Genomic DNA, 19522 nt, shown 5'->3' on the forward strand with positions numbered 1-19522 from the left:
GGCCTGTCAACGGCTTGCCGTTTGTGTCTTGTGCGCCCATATAAGGAGCGAGCCTCACAGAGGTAAGACATGCAATGGGAGATGGCCATGCAGACTCGCAACAAGTTTATGGATGATATTTCACACCTGATGACCAACGCCATGGGCGTGGCACAGGGGGCCAAGGACGAAGCCGAAACCGCCATGAAGGGGGTGATCGACCGCTGGCTTGCGGATCGCGATTTTGTCACCCGTGAGGAATTCGATGCGGTCCGCGCCATGGCGCAGAAGGCCCGTGAGGAAAACGAAACGCTCAAAGCGCGTCTTGAAGCTTTGGAAGCTGCGCAGAAATAAGCGCAGTCCCACAACCGGGTGCGATCTTCGGCGTTTCGGGCTTGGCGCGCGCGATGCGGGTCTGGCTGGAGGTGTATCTGTTGCGCTGTGCGTCCGCGCAGCCCGGTTCAATTCCCGTTAGGTAAATCTCATGCCGTCCGGGCCGTTCGGCGCGCCGGTGGCACCCGATTGCTGTGTCGCGATGGACGGGGTGAGTCGCCTTTGTCCCGACGGCGCGCGGGGGCGGTGTGAAACCGATCCTGTCCGCGCGCAATAGGCGCAGGTCGCGTCTTCTCTGGGATCAGGTTCACGATCAAGGTTTCCTGACAGGGCCCCATATCTGGGACTCTGCGAGACCGTGTCCTGTCACTCTAGCAAAACCATCGACATTTTGCATAGTTTTTCCATTCATCCACAACTTATTGCAGTTGTCCCCAAATAAAGGGTTGCCACGACCCGCGCAGCTGATCACCATATTTAGTATAGGGGCAGGGAAATCACCCGGTTCCTAGATCCTATAGCTAGCAATAGGGGCCATCTGCGGTTCCCCAAGCTAGAGACCAGAGAGGTGGCATCATGGCACTTTCCGAGCATCACCTGCAGGACGACGACATTCACCCCATCGACATCGTTGAAAACCTCGCGTCGTATCACGACTGGGATTTTGATCGCATCGCCGATGACCAGATCGCGATGGCGGTCGAGGGGCAGTGGCGGACCTATTCCCTGACCCTCGCCTGGTCGGATTACGACGAAACCTTGCGGATGGTTTGCAGCTTCGAGATGGAGCCGCCAGAGGCCAAGGTGCAAAAGCTCTACGAGCTGATCAACCTGATGAACGATCAATGCTGGGCCGGCGCCTTCAGTTATTGGCCCGAGCATAAACTGATGCTCTATCGCTATGGGCTGGTTCTTTCGGGCGGGCAGATGGCGACACCGGAGCAGGTGGATGCCATCGTGCAGGCCGCCGTCAGCAACTGCGAACGCTATTATCCGGCGATCCAGCTGATGGTCTGGGGCGAACGCCCTGCGGCCGAAGCGATGCAGGTCGCCATTGCAGAGGCCTACGGACGGGCTTAAGTCTTACCCCATCAGGAACGGCAACGACCGCAACAGATGGGGGACATCATGGATATGGAACAGATCGCAGCGCGAGGGCTGGTGCTATTGGGCTGCGGCAGAATGGGGTCGGCTATGCTCGCCGGCTGGCTGGAACGCGGTATCCCGCGTGAGGCCGTCTGGGTCATGGACCCGAATCCCTCTGACTGGCTCCGCGCGACCGGGGTAAATATCAACGCCGCCGCACCAGACCGTCCGGCAATCGTTCTGGTTGCAGTCAAACCGCAGGTCATGGGCGCAGCCTTGCCGTCGCTGAAGTCTCATGGTGGCGGCGAAACGCTGTTCATCTCTGTTGCGGCGGGCACGACGATTGCCACCTACGAGGCGTTGATGGGGGCCGGGACACCGGTGATCCGTGCGATGCCAAATACGCCCGCTGCCATTGGCCGCGGAATCACCGCGCTTATCGGGAATTCCCACGCCAGTGCCGATCACATGGCGCAGGCCGAAGGCCTGATGCAGGCTGTCGGCGAAACCGTGCGGCTGGACAGCGAAGCGCAGATGGATGCGGTCACCGGCGTCAGCGGCTCTGGTCCGGCGTATGTTTTTCACCTGATCGAGACGCTCGCGGCCGCGGGCGAGGCGCAGGGCCTGTCCGGCGAACTGGCCTTGCAGCTGGCCACGGCAACCGTTGCGGGCGCCGGGGCGCTGGCCCAGTCCTCCGACGACAGCCCGGCGCAGTTGCGGGTCAATGTCACCAGCCCGAATGGAACCACTCAGGCTGCGCTTGAGGTCCTGATGAACGAGGAAAAAGGGTTCCCGCCGCTGTTGCGCCGCGCAGTGGCCGCCGCCGCGGACCGGTCAAAGGAGCTGTCCAATGGCTGAGATCACCTTTGACGACTTCCTCAAGGTTGACGTGCGGGTCGGGACCGTCACCCATTCCGAACCTTTCCCCGAGGCGCGCAAGCCTGCGATCAAGATGTGGATCGATTTCGGAGCTGAGATCGGCGAGAAAAAGACCTCTGCCCAGGTGACGGCGCATTACACTCCCGAGGCTCTGCTGGGCAAACAGGTGATGGCGGTGGTCAATTTCCCACCGCGCCAGATTGGCAAGTTCATGTCCGAGGTGCTGGTGCTTGGCCTGCCGGATGAGAGCGGAGAAATCGTTTTGATCGGACCGGATGGCGCTGTGCCCGCACAGGTGCCGACCGGCGGGCGGATGCATTGATGGTGGCGCAGCACGCTGCCGGCCGGGTCTTGATCACCCGCCCGATGACCGCTGCGGTAGAGGCCCGTGCCCGCGCCGCCTTCAACGTTGAGATCCGCGCCCGGACCGCGCCGATGAGCCGGGCCGAAATGGTGGCCAGCCTGCAGGATTTTGACGTCGTGGTGGCGACCCTCGGGGACGCCTATAGCGCGGAGATTTTCGCAGAGGTTCCAGCGCCGCGCTGTCGTTTGTTGGCGAATTTCGGTGTTGGGTACAATCACATCAATGCCGAGGCCGCCCGCGCCGCCGGGATCGAGGTGACCAATACCCCCGGTGCCGTGACCGATGCGACAGCAGATATCGCGCTGACCCTGATGCTGATGAGCGCGCGGCGCGCGGGCGAGGGGGAGCGGCTGGTGCGGTCCGGCAACTGGGCGGGGTGGCATCCAACGCAGATGCTGGGCCTGCACCTCAGCGGCAAGCGGCTGGGCGTAATCGGTCTCGGTCGGATCGGTGATGCCATTGCGCGGCGGGCGCATTTTGGGTTCGGAATGGAGATCGCGTATGTTGCCCGCAGCGACAAGGAGACGACCTATCCGGCGCAGCGCGCCCAAAGCCTGGTCGCATTGGCGGCAGAGGTGGACATTCTGGTGGTTGCGGTGCCTGGCGGTGCCGAGACGCGGCACCTGATCAACGCGCAGGTTCTGGACGCGATGCAGCCGCATGCGCATCTCGTCAATATCGCGCGCGGCGAGGTGGTCGATGAGGCCGCTCTGATCGCAGCCCTTCAGGCCGGCCGGATCGCCGGGGCGGGACTTGATGTCTACGAGTTCGAGCCGGACGTCCCGGAGGCGCTGCGCGCCATGGAGCAAGTGACGCTCTTGCCGCATCTCGGAACCGCCACCGAAGACGTGCGCAGTCATATGGGCCATATGGCGCTCGACAATGTGGCAGCCTGCCTTGAAGGACGCAAGTTGCCCAATCCGGTCTGACCGTCGTGGGCCGGCCCGCCTGAACAGGTAGGGTCGGCCTGATCGGGCCACACGCGCCGGTCGCATCTCTGCCGCCGGGGCTGGCGCGCGCGAGGGTAGGGGGTGCTTAGCGCGTGGCCCCGCCCGTGTCTCCCATTGCTTCTCGCCAGTGGCGGCGACAGAGGGAGACATAGGTTTCATTGCCGCCGATCTGAACCTGATCGCCTTCGGTCAGCACATTGCCCTGGTCGTCCTGCCGCACCACCATGGTGGCCTTTTTGCCGCATTGGCAGATGGTCCGGACCTCACGCATCTCATCGGCCAGCGCCAATAGTGTTGCAGAGCCTGGAAAGAGGTTGCCCTGAAAATCGACCCGCAACCCGTAGGCCAGCACTGGAATATTGCGGTCATCCACCACGCGGGCCAGTTGCCAGACCTGATCGCGGGTGAGGAATTGCGCCTCATCGACAAAAATCGCGGCCACGTCGCCCTCGGCCAGCCGTGCGGTGATGCGTTCGAACAGATCATCATCGGGCAGGAAGACATCGGCTTCGGCGCCGATCCCAATCCGCGAGGCAATGCGCCCGGTGCCCGCGCGGTCGTCGATCCGCGCCGTAAGCAGATAGGTCTGCATATTGTTTTCGCGGTAGTTGTGGGACGCTTGCAGAAGCACGGTCGATTTACCGGCATTCATGGTGGAGTAATTGAAATAGAGCTTGGCCATGGCGCTGATCTATCCGCTTCGGCGGAGCGAGAAAAGATAGAATTTGCGCCGCGCTGCACGGGGGCTCCATCGCCTCTGTGGACCCGGCGCGCAATGCCGTGTCATCCCCGGTCTCGGCCCCGAAACGCATGTCAGGGAACCTGCAAGAAGGCGGTCAGACCGTTGAAAAGAAAGCAGACCGTGGGAAAGCGATGCCCCCGGGTTACAGGGACCTGTTCCGGAGCACCAAGTGCTGTATCCAGAAAGGTAACCTGACCCGGAGGCACCTGTCGGGCAGATCAATTGCCCTGAAAAAGTCATTCCCCACTCACAAGGGTGACCCACACATCCCCACCATGAACAAAATCGCAACGTACACCACTCATAAATTTGAGAAGCCACAGTGGGTATGGCAAAGGTTTGCCACTTCGGCTAAGCAATCTTAATGGGAAATTAAGCGTAAGGTTCCCCCGCAGACGTGTATGAGGGTGGGCCGATTGAGTGAAAGAGCAATATGGCGGATATCGGATCCTATCTGAAGAAGCACACAGAGGCATTGGTCAAGGATGTGGGGATCGAAGCCGCGTGCAAGATTACCGGCAAGTCCAAGGCAACACTGGGTCGTTACTACTCTGATAACGCGGAACATTCTGACAGGTTCATTCCCGTTGACGCGGTCGCGAGACTAGAAGGCGCGGCCTCTTTTCCGCATGTGACATCGGCGCTGGCGGATCTGAAGAACATTACATTGTCCTATTCCGGCGGCGGCTCCGCCGAGTCGCGCCCAGGTGGTGTGAACACCGATGTGATCGCGCTTAGCCGCCGCTTTGCCGAGCTGATGAGCGAGTATCAGGATGCCATCGCTGACGGCATCATTACGGTGAACGAGGCAAAACGGCTGCTGCGCGAAACGGTGTTGCTGCAACAAGTGCTGCTCGACATGAAGCTGCACCTGGAGGAAGAAAGCACCTGATCCGTCGTGGATCAGGCGATCAGCTGTGACGGCGGAGCAGCACCGAGCCAACAGAATAGCCAGCACCGAAAGAGCAGATCAGACCGGTTTCCCCGTCCTTCATATCGTCGCTGTTCTGTGAAAAGGCGATGATCGAGCCGGCAGATGAGGTATTGGCGTAGTCCTGAAGGATATTGGGCTGTTCGTTGCCCTCTGGCGTGCGCCCCAGGACCTTTTTGCCGATAAAGTCGTTCATTGCCTTGTTGGCCTGATGCAGCCACAGGCGTTTGAGCGCGTCTGTTTCGATGTGCTCCGCTGCCATATGGTCGGCGATATGCTGGCTCACCATCGGCAGCACTTCCTTGAAGACTTTGCGCCCATTTTGCATGAATTGCATATCCCGACGATCCGCGACCCCATCCGGGCGCGAGCGGCGCAGATAGCCGTTGTTGTTGCGGATATTGTTGGAAAATTCGGTGGCGCAACGCGTCGAGAGAATTTCGAAACAGGGGCCGGACGCGTCTTCTTTCCGCTCGATCAGCGTCGCCGTGGCGACATCGCCAAAGATAAAATGGCAATCCCGATCGCGCCATTCCAGATGGCCAGAGCAGATCTCCGGATTGACCACCAGCGCCGAGCGGATCGAACCGGACCGCACCATGTCTGCCGCCGCCTGGATGCCAAACGTGGCAGAGGAACAGGCGACATTCATGTCAAAGGCAAACCCCTTGATCCCGAGAAGCTGCTGAATTTCGATGGCAACCGCCGGGTAAGCCCGCTCCATGTTCGACGCGGCGCAGATCACCGCATCAACGTCGGAGGCAGTTTTGCCTGCCTTGTCCAGCGCCTGTCTGGCCGCCTTCAGCGCCATTTCTGCCATGATGCCGGGTTCGTCGTCACTGCGCTGGCGCAGCTGGGGATGCATCACCTCTGGATCGAGGATGCCGGACTTGTCCATCACATAGCGGCTCTGGATTCCGGAGGCCTTTTCGATGAAGGCTTCGGAGGAATACTCCAGCGCATCCACGTCCCCGGCGGCGATGGCCTCTGCATTGCGCGCGTTCTGCAGGTCGACATAAGCGTTGAACGCGGTGACGAGTTCTGCATTGGTGATCTGCTCTGGAGGGGTGAAGACTCCGGTGCCGGTGATGGCAGCTCTATACATACTAGTTATCGTCCTACTTCACGTCTCAAGTCTCAAAGAGGCGCATATAGGGCCTCTTTCGTGGCGGGAGGTCAAGTGTCACAGCCGCGGTGCCGTAGGGGAATGTTAAATCGGCCCCTTTAAATATTTCACCCAGTGAACTATCTGCGGTGAGGCAACTGGGATTGGGACATGAGTTCAGACACTTCGGAAAACTGGGACCTATACACGCCTGAGGTCCAGGCGATCATGGGGGTCTTTACACTCCATTGGCAATTGGAGCAGCGACTGAACGAAATCCGACTGGAAGGGCAGCTGGGACGGCCAGAGTGCCAGCTGCTGCTGATTCTCGCCATGCCCCGCCGCATGGGGGAACTGGCGCGATTGACGATGAAGGCCCCCTCGGCCGTCACCGCGGCCGCGGCCACGCTGGAACGTCTGGGGCTGGTGCGGCGCGTGCGCGATGCGCAAGATGGTCGCGCCTGGCTGCTGGAATTGACATGCGAAGGACGAAAACGCCGCGAGACTTTGGTCACGGACGCGGCGCAGCTGTTTTATGACACAACCGGCCTTAGCCGCGCAGAAGCGGAAACGCTCGCGGTCCTGGCCCAAAAAATCCACAACAAGGCCGTTCAATCGGGCGCGGTGGGACCCTGTGAAGGAGATCAGACATGACATTTTCAATTTTTCGAGCCGCAGGGGTCCGCGCGGCGGCGCTGGCCGTGGCCGTGGCGCTGCCCTCTCTCGGTCAGGCACAGGACGCCGCGCCGCTAAAGCCGGTCAAACTGATGACGGCAAGCGCAGGCGATGCGCTTCTGGAGCGGCAGTTCTTTGGTCAGGTCGCCGCAAAGCGAACCGTTGACCTTGCCTTTCAGGTTGGCGGTCAGGTCATGCGGTTGCCGGTCACCGAAGGCGAAGTGATCCCCAAGGGCGAGCTGATCGCGCAATTGGATCTGGTCCAGTTCGAATTGCAGCTGGAACAAGCGGTCCTGAACAAACAGCAGGCCGACAGAGCGAAAGAACGCAACGCGCGTTTGGCGGGAACTGTCAGTCAGGTCGCAATCGAAGATGCCGAAACCGCGGCCAGCCTGGCAGAGGTCGCCGTCCGCAATGCGCAGACCGACCTCAACCACGCCACGCTCTACGCTCCGTTTGACGCATTGGTGGCCCGCCGCGAGGTGGCCCTGTTCACGACCGTCTCGGCCGGGACGCCGATCACGCGCCTGCATGATATGTCGGAATTGCATGTGGAGATTGACGTACCGGAGCTGCTGTTCCAACGCGCCAGCGAAAGCGATGAATTCCGTATCGTCGCCACCTTTCCCGGGTCAGACAAACAATATCCGGCGGAGATTCTGGAATACGCAGCCGAGGCGTCTGCTGTGGGGCAGACCTATCGCGTGACCCTGCGGATGGAGCCGCCAGAGGACCGGCAAGTGCTGCCCGGCGCCTCGACGACGGTGAAAATCAGCGTCAAGACCGGCGCGCGCCGCATTGCCCTGCCTGTGACGGCGATCATCACCGATCCGTCGGGCAAAACCGGCGTGATGATCTTCACTCCGACCGGCGCTGACCGGGGGGCGGTGCAATGGACTGAGGTCACGTTGGAGCCGAACCAGTTTGGCAGTTTCGACGTACTGTCTGGCGTCAATGATGGCGACGAGGTGGTGCTGACGGGTGGTGCCGCGCTGGAAGACGGTCAGCCGGTTCGCCGGTTCACCGGCTTCAGCAACTGAGGTCGCGACACATGGATATTGCACGCGGATCAATCCAACGGCCACTTTATACCTGGCTTATCATGCTCTTCGCCCTGTTCGGGGGCATCTGGGGCTTTATGACCCTCGGCCGGCTCGAAGACCCGGCCTTTACCATCAAACAGGCTGTGATCCAGACCACCTATGCCGGCGCCAGTGCCGAACGGGTGGCGCTGGAAGTGTCAGAGCCGCTGGAATCCGCCATCCAGAAGATGGCAGAAGTCAAAATGATCACCTCGATGAACCAACCGGGGGTCTCGGTGATCGAGGTGGAAATGCAGGACACCTATGACGGTTCTGAACTGCCCGAGATCTGGACCAAGCTGCGCGCCCGCGTCCGGGATGCGGCGCGCGGTCTGCCGGATGGGGTTGGCGAACCTCAGGTCAATGACAGTTTCGGCGATGTCTTTGGCATTTTCTATGCGGTCACGGCGGAGGGGTTCTCCGACAAGGAAAAATACGAGCTGTCCACCTTTCTACGGCGCGAATTGCTGACCGTGGAGGGGGTCGCGGATGTGGATATTGCCGGCCTGCGCAATGAAACGATCTATGTCGAGCCGGACATGCCTGTCGCCACCAACCTTGGTGTGTCGGTCGATGCAATTGCCAATGCGATTGCGACCTCGAACTCTGTCAGCTCGTCCGGCGAGATCAAGGCGGGGACGGTGAATACCCGGCTCCAAACCCCAGAAGGGACCGATTCCGTCAATGAAATCGCCGGTTTGACCGTCGGCGTCGGCGGCGAGACGATCAATATCATTGATATCGCCCATGTCTGGCGCGGTCGCGAACTGGACCCAAGCGAATTGATCCGTTTTAACGGGGTCGAGGCCTTTACCCTGGGCGTGTCCGGCGTTGCCAACGAAAACATCGTTGATGTGGGGCACCGGGTTGACGCCAAATTGGCCGAGCTGGACAGCGAAATCCCCTTTGGCGTCGAGCTGCAACCGATCTACCAACAGCACGTCGTGGTCGAAAAGGCGTCGAACGATTTCCTCGTCAACCTTGCCATGTCCGTGGCAATCGTCATCGTCGTACTGGCGGTTTTCATGGGCTGGCGCGCGTCAATCGTGGTGGGGTCGACACTGTTGCTGACGGTGGTGGGCACCGTGTTTTTCATGGCGCTTTTTTCGATTGAAATGGAGCGGATTTCGCTCGGGGCGCTGATCATTGCCATGGGGATGCTGGTGGACAATGCCATCGTCGTCGCCGAGGGCATGCAGATCTCTATGCTGCGCGGTAAATCTTCGCGCGAGGCCGCGCATGAGGCGGCGTCGAAGACACAAATCCCGCTGCTCGGCGCGACGGTCATCGGTATCATGGCCTTTGCCGGGATCGGGCTCAGCCCGGATGCGACCGGGGAGTTCCTGTTCTCACTGTTTGCCGTGATTGCCATCTCGTTGCTGCTGAGCTGGCTGTTGGCGCTGACCGCCACACCGCTTCTGGCGCATTACTTCTTCAAGCGCGGCACGGGCGAGGTTCACGAGAGCTATAATGGTTTCCTGTTTCGCGGCTATGCGGCCGTTCTGCGGGCCGCGCTCAAACTGCGCTGGTTGGTGGTGATCGGGCTGACGGCCATCACGGTGGTCTGTTTCATGGGCTTTGGCATGCTGAAACAGCAGTTCTTCCCGAACTCCAACACGCCGCTGTTTTACGTGCACTACAAACTGCCCCAAGGCACGGCGATTGAAACCACGTCGGCCCATATGGCCGTGGTCGAGGACTGGCTGGGCCAGCGCGATGACGTTGTGTCGGTGGCCACATTTGTCGGGCAGGGCGCGACGCGGTTCCTGTTGACCTATGCCGCGGAGAAAGCGAACCCGAGCTATGGTCACCTGATCATCCGCACGGAAACGCTTGATCAGATCCCGCCGATCCAGGCGGAACTCGAAGCCTTTGGCAAAGAGCGTTTTCCGGAAGGCGAGTTTAGAACGGAGCGATTGGTCTTTGGTCCTGGCGGCGGTGCTCCGATCGAAGTGCGCTTCTCCGGCTCTGACCCGGCGGTGTTGCGGGCCCTGGCCGAACAGGCCACGGTGGCGCTCAAGACGGCCACCGATCTGACCCGCGACATCCGCCACGACTGGCGCGAACAGGAAATGGTGCTGAAACCGGTCTATGCCACCGACCGGGCCCAGACCGCGGGGGTCACCCGCGATGCGGTGGCCGGTGCGCTGCAGTTCTCGACGGATGGCATAACCACGGGCGTTTTCCGGGAACGCGAACGCCTGATCCCGATTGTCATGCGGCGCCCGCCGCAAGAGCCCTACAACCTGATGAACCAGGTGGTGTTCTCTGAAACCGCAGGCAGTTGGATTCCGATCGAACAGATGCTGGACGGGATCACTTACGAGGTGCAGAACACGCTCGTGCATCGCCGTGACCGGGTCTACACCATCACCGTCGGCGCCGACGTGGTGGCCGATGTGACGGCGGCAACCGCCTTTGGCGAGGTCAAGGCCGCGGTCGAGGCGATCAAGGTCCCGGTTGGCTACAAGATGGAATGGGGCGGCGAGCATGAAAACTCTGCCGATGCCAATGCCAGCCTCGGCAAGCAGCTGCCGCTGTCGCTGCTGATCATGGTGCTGATTTCGGTGCTGTTGTTCAATGCGATCCGTCAGCCGATCATTATCTGGCTCCTGGTGCCGATGAGCGTGAACGGTGTGGTGATCGGCCTGCTGGGCACGGGCATGCCCTTTACCTTTACCGCGCTGCTTGGCCTGCTGAGCCTGTCGGGGATGCTGATCAAGAACGGGATCGTGCTGGTCGAGGAAATCGACATCGTGCGGCGCGAAGAAGACCTGCCGCTGCGCGAGAGCATCGTCAAGGCTTCCGTCTCGCGTCTGCGGCCGGTGATGCTGGCTGCGGTGACCACGATCCTTGGCATGGCTCCGCTGATGAGCGACGCCTTCTTTGTGTCGATGGCGGTGACCATCATGGGGGGGCTTGCTTTTGCCTCCGTGCTGACGCTGGTGGCGGCGCCGGTGTTCTACCTGATCTTCTTTCGCGGGGTGGAACGCCGGGAGCAAAAAACGGCAGCGGCCTGATGGCCTGCGCGTGACCCAAACCCAGTTGGGGGCGGGGTTCGGGTCACGTTGAGGTCAAAAGCCAGCTGTGCCCGAAATCATGTGGGGGCGCACACAGCCGACTGACGCACAATAGAAAAGCCCCGGGGAAGGATAACCCTCGGGGCTTTTCGATATGAGGAGAGATCATAGATTGGCCATCGCGAGGGGTGAGAGAGCAAATATGGCCGGAGGGAACATGATCTACCGCAGCCCTTCTGAGCTGATCTTTGCCCCACCACATTGCCGTCAACAGTGAGTCGCCGCAATCTTGCCTTAATCTCCGGGCGTGAAGCTGGCGCAAAACTGGAATTCAATTTCGCGAAAATTGGCTTGTTTTCGAAACCTTTGCGCAGGACAGGGCCGCGCCGGGCGATGGCTGATGGCGCTGGCAGGGACTGCGGTGCAAAGGGCGGTCGGATCAGATCAAGGGAACGAACGGCACGCCGCAGGCCGTGAGACTGAGGAGGGCAAGAAAGCAGAACAAGCGGGTCATGACAGAACTCCGGTAGGTTTGGCCACAAGGGCATTGGGTCTGTTCTGCACCATGACGGGCGAAGGTTGCAATCTTCTGAAGCTGTCCGCTCTCGACGCAGGTCCGGGCGCGGTGGCAAGGACAGCACCCCGGAGCCGAACGAGAGCCAACCCAGAGCGCCCCTCAGATCCGGCGCCCCAAAACGACCAGAGGCCCCGAAAACGGGACCTCTGACAGTTCAGTCAATTCGTGTCGGGCTGGTCGGCGGCCGGTTGCGGGCGCCCCCCAAGCCTGATCCGGTTCAGCCCTGCAGGCTTTTGACCTCAACCTCGCCCTCGGCTTGCGCCTCGATGGCGCGGGCGGCTGCATGGGCACCCGCCGCCGTGGTGAAATACGGGATCTTGTCATAGAGCGCGACCGAGCGCATCGGCTTTGAATCCTCGACCGCCTGACTGCCCTCGGTGGTGTTCAGCACCAGCTGGATTTCACCATCCTTGAGCATATCCACCACATGGGGGCGGCCCTCATAAACCTTGTTGACCACAGCGCAGGCCACGCCATGACCGGTCAGCCAGCCCTGGGTGCCCCGCGTCGCGACCAGGTCAAACCCCTGTGCGATCAGGATCCGGGCGGTGTCGAGCATCACTTCGGTCTTGTCGGTGTCCCGGATCGAGATAAAGGCGCGGCCCTTGCGGGGCAGCACCATGCCCGCCCCCATCTGCGCCTTGAGGAAGGCGCGGGCAAAGCTGCGATCCCAGCCCATGACTTCACCGGTCGACCGCATCTCCGGCCCGAGGATGGTATCGACACCGGGGAAGCGGGCAAAGGGCAGCACCGCTTCCTTGACCGAGAACCAGGGCATGTCCGGGTCGGCCAGGGTCATCGGGTCCGCCATGGGCGTGTTGACGTCATAGCCGGCGTCCGGTTCATAGGGCGCGCGTTTGGGGAAGTTCGACAGCGGCTCCCCCGCCATGACGCGGGCGGCGATCGACGCGATGGCGCTGTCGGTGGCCTTGGCAACAAACGGCACCGTGCGCGAGGCACGCGGGTTGACCTCGATCAGATAGATGTCGCCATCCTTGACCGCGAACTGGATGTTCATCAGCCCGACCACGTTGAGCGCCCTGGCCAGCGCGTTGGTCTGCACCTTGATCTCTTCGATGATCGCCTTGTCGAGCGAGTAGGGCGGCAGCGAACAGGCGCTGTCACCGGAGTGCACCCCGGCCTCTTCGATGTGCTGCATGATGCCGACCACATGCACGTCGGTGCCGTCGCAAATGGCATCCACATCCAGTTCGACCGCGCCGGAGAGATAGCTGTCCAACAGCACCGGGCTGTCGCCGGAAACCACCACGGCCTCGTTGATATAGCGTTTCAGTTGATCCATATCCCGCACGATTTCCATGGCGCGCCCCCCCAGCACGTAGGACGGGCGGATCACCAGCGGAAAGCCGATTTCCTCGGCGATTTTCAGCGCCTGTTCGCCCGTGGAGGCGATGCCGTTATGGGGCTGCTTGAGGCCGAGAGAGGTCACAAGCTCCTGGAACCGCTCGCGGTCTTCGGCCAGGTCGATGGCGTCGGGTGTGGTGCCGAGGATCGGGATCCCTTCGGCCTCCAGCGCGCGGGCCAGCTTCAGCGGGGTCTGGCCGCCGAACTGCACGATGACGCCGTGCAGGGTGCCCTTGTCCTGCTCGACCCGCAGGATTTCCATCACATGCTCCATGGTGAGCGGTTCGAAATAGAGCCGATCCGAGGTGTCGTAGTCGGTCGACACCGTCTCCGGGTTGCAGTTGACCATGATGGTCTCATAGCCCGCGTCCGTCAGCGCATAACAGGCGTGACAGCAGCAGTAGTCGAATTCGATCCCCTGACCGATCCGGTTCGGGCCACCGCCGAGGATGACGACCTTCTTGCGGTCAGAGGGGCGCGCCTCGCATTCGACCTCGCCCATCATCGGGGACTCGTAGGTGGAGTACATATAGGGCGTCTGCGCCTCGAACTCGGCCGCGCAGGTGTCGATGCGCTTGAACACCGCCTTGACGCCAAGGTTGTGGCGGGCCCGGCGCACGTTGTCCTCGTCGCGCCCCGTCAGCAGGCCGAGGCGGGCGTCGGTGAAGCCGAGCATCTTCAGCTGGCGCAACCCGTCTTCGCGCATCGGCAGGCCGTTCTTGCGGATGTCGCGCTCCGCGTCGATGATTTCGCGGATGCGGGCCAGGAACCAGGGGTCAAACTTGGTGACGCCAAAGATCTCGTCATCGGACAGGCCATGGCGCATCGCCTGGGCAATGGTGCGCAGCCGGTCGGGGGTCTGCTGGCTGATCGCCTTGATGACGGCGGCCTTGTCGGTGCTGCCGACATCTTCCCACAGGCCGGCAGACACGCCGGGGATGGTGACCTCGTCAAAACCGGTGAGGCCGGATTCCATCGAGGCCAGCGCTTTTTGCATCGATTCGTGGATGGTGCGGCCAATCGCCATCGCCTCGCCGACGGATTTCATCGCCGTGGTCAGGAAGGGTTCGGAACCGGGGAATTTCTCAAAGGCGAATTTCGGGATCTTGGTGACGACATAGTCGATGGTCGGCTCGAAGGAGGCCGGTGTCACCTTGGTGATGTCGTTGTCCAGCTCGTCCAGCGTATAGCCGACCGCCAGCTTGGCCGCGATCTTAGCAATCGGGAAACCGGTCGCCTTGGAGGCCAGCGCCGAAGAGCGCGACACCCGCGGGTTCATCTCGATCACCACCATGCGGCCATCGTCGGGGTTCACCGCCCATTGCACGTTGGAGCCGCCGGTTTCGACACCGATTTCACGCAACACCGCAATCGAGGCGGTGCGCATCATCTGGTATTCCTTATCCGTCAGCGTCAGCGCGGGCGCCACGGTGATGCTGTCGCCGGTATGCACGCCCATCGGGTCGATGTTCTCGATGGAGCAGACGATGATCGCATTGTCCGCTTTGTCGCGGACCACTTCCATCTCGTATTCCTTCCAGCCCAGCAGGCTTTCATCGACCAGGATCTGGTTCACCGGAGAGGCATCCATGCCGGAGCGGCAGAAATGGATGTAATCCTCGCGGTTGTAGGCCACACCGCCGCCGGTGCCGCCCAGGGTAAAGGCGGGGCGGATGATCGCCGGCAGGCCAATATCCTCAAGCGCTTCAAGCGCGATCTGCACACCGGCCTCGAGATCGGCATTGCCGTTGGGCTTTTTCGGTGCGGTGACGATGGTGGCGCGGGGGTTTTCAAGGCCGAGACGATCCATCGCCTCGCGGAACAGTTTGCGGTCTTCGGCCATCTCGATGGCTTCGCGCTTGGCGCCGATCATCTCGACGTTGTATTTCGCCAGCACGCCCATTTCCTCAAGCGCGAGCGAGGTATTGAGGCCGGTCTGGCCGCCCATGGTCGGCAACAGCGCGTCGGGACGTTCCTTTTCGATGATCTTGGCGACCACCTCGGGGGTGATCGGTTCGATATAGGTGGCATCGGCGAGGCCGGGATCGGTCATGATCGTCGCCGGGTTGGAGTTCACCAGGATGACCCGGTACCCCTCTTCCCGGAGCGCCTTGCAGGCCTGAGCACCGGAATAGTCAAATTCGCAGGCCTGCCCGATGACAATCGGCCCCGCGCCAATGATCATGATCGACTGGATATCGGTTCTTTTGGGCATGGCGTGCGGTCCTTTGGAGTTCTTGCGGGGCGTGGCAGTCTGAATCGGGCGCAGGCGGGCACCCAAATTGTCCTGCGTTATAGGCAGCGAGACGAAAGGTGCAAGGGGGATCGGCCCTGCGGTGCAAATTGCCGTTTTCGGCCCTTCCGTGCGCGGCGCAAACCGGTATAGGCGGGGCGTCGAGAGCCCAAGGAGACCCTGACGGTGCAAATCCGCTTTGACAATGGCCCAGATGGGGGCGTGGCCCTGTTTCAGGCCGCCGAAGGACTGATCCGCGCTGAAACCCCGGCCGAGGTGCGCCCGGCGCTGGCGGAACTGGATGCGGCGCGGGCGGCCGGCTATTGGGTTGCGGGCTTTGCCAGTTACGAGATGGGCTACGCGCTGGAGCCGCGCCTTGCGGCGCGCATGCCGGAGCACCGGCGTCTGCCGTTGCTGCAATTTGGCCTGTATCGCGCGCCGGTGGCGGCAAGGATTGCGCCCTGGGCGGGCGATGCAGGGCTTGGCGGGGCGACGCCGCGCTGGGATTTTCACCGCTACGAGCAGGCGTTTGACCGGGTGAAGGCGCTGATCGCCGCCGGCGATATCTATCAGGCCAATCTGACCTTTCCGATTGAGGCACAGGCTTTTGGCGGCGCAGAGGCGCTTTATGCGGCGCTTGCCCAGCGTCAGCCTGTTGGCCACGGAGCCTTGATCCATCAGGCGGAGGGGCCAACCATCCTGTCGCGCAGTCCGGAGCTGTTTTTTCGCACCACGGCCGAGGGGATCATTGAAACCCGCCCGATGAAGGGCACCCAGCCGCGCAGCGCGGATCCGGCAGAGGATGCGCGGCGCCGGTCCTTCCTGGCCGAGGATGAGAAAAACCGGGCTGAGAACCTGATGATCGTTGACCTTCTGCGCAATGATATCAGCCGGGTCGCCCAGATTGGATCGGTACATGTGCCAGAGCTGTTCGCGGTCGAAAGCTATGCCACCGTGCATCAGATGGTCTCGCTGGTGCGCGCGCGTCTGGCGGCGGGTGTCGGGCTCGCGGAGATTTTTGCCGCGCTTTATCCCTGCGGTTCGATCACGGGCGCGCCGAAGATGCGCGCGATGGAGGTGTTGGCAGAGCTGGAGCCGTGGCCGCGGGAGATTTACTGTGGCACCATCGGCTGGGCAGCTCCGGATGGGCGTTCGGAATTCAGCGTGGCGATCCGGACCGTGATCCTGGACGCGGAGCTGGCGCGGTTCAATGTCGGCGGTGGCGTGGTCTGGGACAGCACCGCGGCATCGGAATATGAGGAAGCTTTATGGAAAACCCGCTTTGCGCAGGTGACGACCCGGATTTCCGCCTGATTGAGACCTTTGCCTATGCGCCAGTGTTGGCGGGGCAGAACAGCTCGGACAAAGGCGTGGCCCGATTGCGGTTGCATCTGGCGCGGCTGTCCCGGTCCGCCGCTGCCTTTGGCATCCCCTTCGATCCGAACGGGGTTGCGCGTTTGCTGGCGGGGCTGCGCGGCCAAGAGATGTTGCGCTGCCGGTTGACCCTGTCCGCGACCGGCACGCTGGAATTGACGACATCGGCGATGCCTGAAGCGGCGTCCTCTTGGGTTTTTGCCATCGCGGCGGAGCGGCTGGATCAGGCTGATCCTTATCTGCGGCACAAGACCACGCGACGGGCGCGCTATGACCGTGCCCGCGCACACCTGCCGCAGGGGCTGCAGGAGTTGGTTTTCCTCAATGAGCGGGACGAGCTGTGTGAAGGCACGATCACCAACATCGCGGTTACGACCTGTGATGGCGTCGGGCTGACGCCGCCATTGGCCTCAGGCTGTCTGCCGGGGGTGTTCCGTCAGAGCCTGCTTGACCGAGGCGCGCTGCGCGAGGCGGTTCTGACGCTGACGGATCTGCAGACGGCGCGGGATGTTCACCTGATGAACGCCGTCAGAGGCAAGATCCCCGCGATCCTTCAGGCAGCGGGCTGAACCGACCCAGGCCGGCGATCCAGCACAGAGGCGTGGGCGCGGGACGAGAGGGGCGCGGGGGGCCTCCCGCCCGTCGCGCGCTGCATTGAAAATGCGCCCGCTCCCGTTGGGCCGGGCCGCGCTACGCGCGGCGCCACGTCCACCCCCAAGCCTGTCGCTCTGCGCAGGCAGAGTGGTCGTTGGGGGCGGCAGCCAGCGGCGGCGGGAAAATCACGTCCGATCCGGCGCGCGGAGGGTTGGTTTGCTTGACAACCGGGCGCGAACCCTGTGTACGGGAGCGTACAAATTTTGCCCGGCCTTCTTGCAAGCAAACCCGCCGGCCGCAGCCGAAAGAGACCTGACCCATGCACGCTTACCGCAGCCACACCTGTGCCGAATTGAACAAATCCAACGTTGGCGAAACCGTTCGCCTGTCTGGCTGGGTCCATCGGGTCCGCGACCATGGGGGGCTGTTGTTCATCGACTTGCGCGACCACTACGGCATCACCCAGGTCATGGCCGACCCGGACAGCCCGGTGTTCTCCGAGATCGAAAAGGTCCGCTCCGAATGGTGCATCCGGATCGACGGCGAGGTGAAGGCCCGTGACGAGAGCCTGGTAAACGCCAAGATCCCCACCGGCGAGATCGAGGTCTTTATCCGCGACATCGAAGTGCTCGGCAAATCCGAAGAGCTGCCGCTGATGGTCTTTGGCGAGCAGGAATACCCGGAAGAAACCCGCCTGCGGTATCGCTACCTCGACCTGCGACGCGAGAAGATGCAGACCAACATGGTGCTGCGCTCCAACATGATCCAGTCGATCCGCAAGCGGATGTGGGACAAGGGGTTCAACGAATACCAGACCCCGATCATCACCGCCTCCAGCCCCGAAGGCGCGCGCGACTTTCTGGTGCCGTCCCGCCTGCATCCGGGTAAATTCTACGCGCTGCCGCAGGCGCCACAGCAGTTCAAACAGCTGATGATGGTGTCGGGATTCGACAAGTATTTCCAGATCGCGCCCTGTTTCCGCGACGAGGATCCGCGCGCCGACCGCTCGCCGACCGATTTCTACCAGCTCGACCTGGAGATGTCCTTTGTCACCCAGCAGGATGTGTTTGACACCATCGCGCCGGTGATGGCGGGCGTGTTTGAGGAATTCGGCAAGGGCCGCAAGGTGGACGCGGCGCAGGACTGGCCGCAGATCTCCTACAAGGACGCGGCTCTGTGGTACGGCTCTGACAAGCCTGACCTGCGCAACCCGATCAAGATGCAGGTGGTGTCCGAACATTTCGCAGGCTCCGGCTTTGCGATCTTCGCCAAGCTGCTGGAGCAGGACGGCACCGAAATCCGCGCCATTCCGGCCCCCACCGGCGGCTCACGGAAGTTCTGCGACCGCATGAATGCCTTTGCCCAGAAGGAAGGTCTGCCCGGCATGGGGTATATCTTCTGGCGCGATCAGGGCAACGGCATGGAAGCCGCAGGCCCCCTGGCCAAAAACATCGGTCCCGAGCGCACCGAGGCCATTCGCCAGCAGCTGGGCCTGGGTGTCGGCGATGCGGCCTTCTTCCTTGGTGGCAAGCCGAAAGCGTTTGAAAGCGTCGCGGGCCGCGCCCGGAACGTGATTGGCGAGGAACTTGGCCTCACCGACAAGGACCGCTTTGCCTTTGCCTGGATCGTGGATTTCCCGATCTATGAAAAGGACGAGGAAACCGGCAAGATCGACTTTGAACACAACCCGTTTTCGATGCCGCAGGGCGGGATGGAGGCGCTGCAGGGCGATCCGCTGGCCGTGCGCGGCTTCCAGTATGATCTGGCCTGCAACGGTTACGAGCTGGTGTCGGGCGCGATCCGGAACCACAAGCCGGAAATCATGTTCAAGGCCTTTGAAATCGCCGGCTATGGCAAGGATGAGGTCGAAAAGCGCTTTGGCGGTATGGTCAACGCCTTCCAATACGGCGCTCCGCCGCACGGGGGCTGCGCGGCCGGTATCGACCGGATGGTGATGCTGCTGGCGGATGAGGCGAATATCCGCGAGGTCATCATGTTCCCGATGAACCAGCGTGCCGAGGATCTGATGATGTCCGCCCCGAGCGAGCCGCTGAGCGAACAGCTGATGGAACTGGGCCTGCGCGTGATCCCGCAGGACAGCTAAGGCCCTGCTAACGGACCGCAGCGCGCAATTGAAACGCGCGGCGTGACAGATCGCCCTCGAAGTTATCTTCGGGGGCGTTTTCATGACCTACAGGGCGCGCGTCCGGTGGCAGGTTGTAGGCTGGCGTTG

General features: G+C 62.0%; 15 protein-coding genes. 12 read left to right on the forward strand and 3 right to left on the reverse strand.

The window, feature by feature from the left end:
• The first annotated feature begins 87 nt into the window (after positions 1-87).
• From TRIHO_RS06155 to TRIHO_RS06175, 5 genes are all read left to right on the forward strand, one after another.
• The gene (locus TRIHO_RS06155) at positions 88-333 is read left to right on the forward strand and encodes an accessory factor UbiK family protein (protein ID WP_068241362.1); all 246 of its coding nucleotides are present in this window, start codon (positions 88-90) and stop codon (positions 331-333) included.
• A gap of 555 nt (positions 334-888) precedes the next feature.
• Positions 889-1392, forward strand: a complete 504-nt coding sequence (locus tag TRIHO_RS06160) for a type III secretion system chaperone family protein (protein ID WP_068241306.1) — start codon at positions 889-891, stop codon at positions 1390-1392.
• 48 nt (positions 1393-1440) lie between these two features.
• Positions 1441-2256 (forward strand): pyrroline-5-carboxylate reductase, encoded by an 816-nt coding sequence (gene proC, locus TRIHO_RS06165; RefSeq protein WP_068241364.1) that lies wholly within the window; start codon positions 1441-1443, stop codon positions 2254-2256.
• Positions 2249-2599, forward strand: a complete 351-nt coding sequence (locus TRIHO_RS06170; RefSeq protein ID WP_068241308.1) for a tRNA-binding protein — start codon at positions 2249-2251, stop codon at positions 2597-2599. The genes proC and TRIHO_RS06170 overlap by 8 nt, the downstream gene beginning before the upstream one ends.
• The gene (locus TRIHO_RS06175; protein WP_068241310.1) at positions 2599-3570 is read left to right on the forward strand and encodes a 2-hydroxyacid dehydrogenase; all 972 of its coding nucleotides are present in this window, start codon (positions 2599-2601) and stop codon (positions 3568-3570) included. Before TRIHO_RS06170 ends, TRIHO_RS06175 begins: the two co-directional genes overlap by 1 nt.
• A 106-nt stretch (positions 3571-3676) precedes the next feature.
• Here TRIHO_RS06175 and TRIHO_RS06180 read toward each other — a convergent pair whose 3' ends face one another.
• A complete protein-coding gene (locus TRIHO_RS06180; RefSeq protein ID WP_068241312.1) occupies positions 3677-4273 on the reverse strand; it encodes a thymidine kinase in 597 nt (198 codons plus the stop codon).
• A 493-nt stretch (positions 4274-4766) separates the two neighbouring features.
• On the opposite strand from TRIHO_RS06180, the gene TRIHO_RS06190 reads away from it, so the two are divergent.
• Positions 4767-5225, forward strand: coding sequence for a hypothetical protein (locus TRIHO_RS06190; RefSeq protein ID WP_068241316.1), 459 nt, complete (start codon positions 4767-4769; stop codon positions 5223-5225).
• A 19-nt stretch (positions 5226-5244) separates the two neighbouring features.
• Here the strand turns inward: TRIHO_RS06190 and TRIHO_RS06195 are convergent, their stop codons facing one another.
• Positions 5245-6369, reverse strand: a complete 1125-nt coding sequence (locus tag TRIHO_RS06195; protein WP_068241318.1) for a beta-ketoacyl-ACP synthase III — start codon at positions 6367-6369, stop codon at positions 5245-5247.
• Between the two features lie 171 nt (positions 6370-6540).
• Between TRIHO_RS06195 and TRIHO_RS06200 the strand changes: the two genes are divergently transcribed.
• From TRIHO_RS06200 to TRIHO_RS06210, 3 genes are read left to right on the forward strand one after another with little or no spacing between them, the layout of a single operon-like run.
• Positions 6541-7023, forward strand: a complete 483-nt coding sequence (locus tag TRIHO_RS06200) for a MarR family winged helix-turn-helix transcriptional regulator (protein WP_068241320.1) — start codon at positions 6541-6543, stop codon at positions 7021-7023.
• Positions 7020-8084 (forward strand): efflux RND transporter periplasmic adaptor subunit, encoded by a 1065-nt coding sequence (locus TRIHO_RS06205; RefSeq protein WP_068241322.1) that lies wholly within the window; start codon positions 7020-7022, stop codon positions 8082-8084. The genes TRIHO_RS06200 and TRIHO_RS06205 overlap by 4 nt, the downstream gene beginning before the upstream one ends.
• A gap of 11 nt (positions 8085-8095) precedes the next feature.
• A complete protein-coding gene (locus TRIHO_RS06210; protein ID WP_068241324.1) occupies positions 8096-11146 on the forward strand; it encodes an efflux RND transporter permease subunit in 3051 nt (1016 codons plus the stop codon).
• A gap of 794 nt (positions 11147-11940) precedes the next feature.
• Here the strand turns inward: TRIHO_RS06210 and carB are convergent.
• Positions 11941-15303, reverse strand: coding sequence for a carbamoyl-phosphate synthase large subunit (gene carB / locus TRIHO_RS06215; RefSeq protein ID WP_068241366.1), 3363 nt, complete (start codon positions 15301-15303; stop codon positions 11941-11943).
• Between the two features lie 204 nt (positions 15304-15507).
• Between carB and TRIHO_RS06220 the strand changes: the two genes are divergently transcribed.
• From TRIHO_RS06220 to aspS, 3 genes are all read left to right on the forward strand, one after another.
• Positions 15508-16635 carry an aminodeoxychorismate synthase component I gene (locus TRIHO_RS06220; RefSeq protein ID WP_068241326.1) on the forward strand — a complete coding sequence of 376 codons (1128 nt, stop codon included), beginning with the start codon at positions 15508-15510 and terminating at the stop codon, positions 16633-16635.
• Positions 16590-17264 (forward strand): aminotransferase class IV, encoded by a 675-nt coding sequence (locus TRIHO_RS06225; RefSeq protein WP_068241368.1) that lies wholly within the window; start codon positions 16590-16592, stop codon positions 17262-17264. Before TRIHO_RS06220 ends, TRIHO_RS06225 begins: the two co-directional genes overlap by 46 nt.
• Positions 17265-17608: 344 nt before the next feature.
• Entirely contained in the window at positions 17609-19393 is a 1785-nt protein-coding gene (gene aspS, locus TRIHO_RS06230; protein WP_068241328.1) for an aspartate--tRNA ligase, read from the forward strand.
• Positions 19394-19522: the final 129 nt, after the last annotated feature.

It is taken from the genome of Tritonibacter horizontis (assembly GCF_001518015.1).
In the GTDB taxonomy this organism is placed as follows: Bacteria; Pseudomonadota; Alphaproteobacteria; order Rhodobacterales; family Rhodobacteraceae; genus Epibacterium; species Epibacterium horizontis.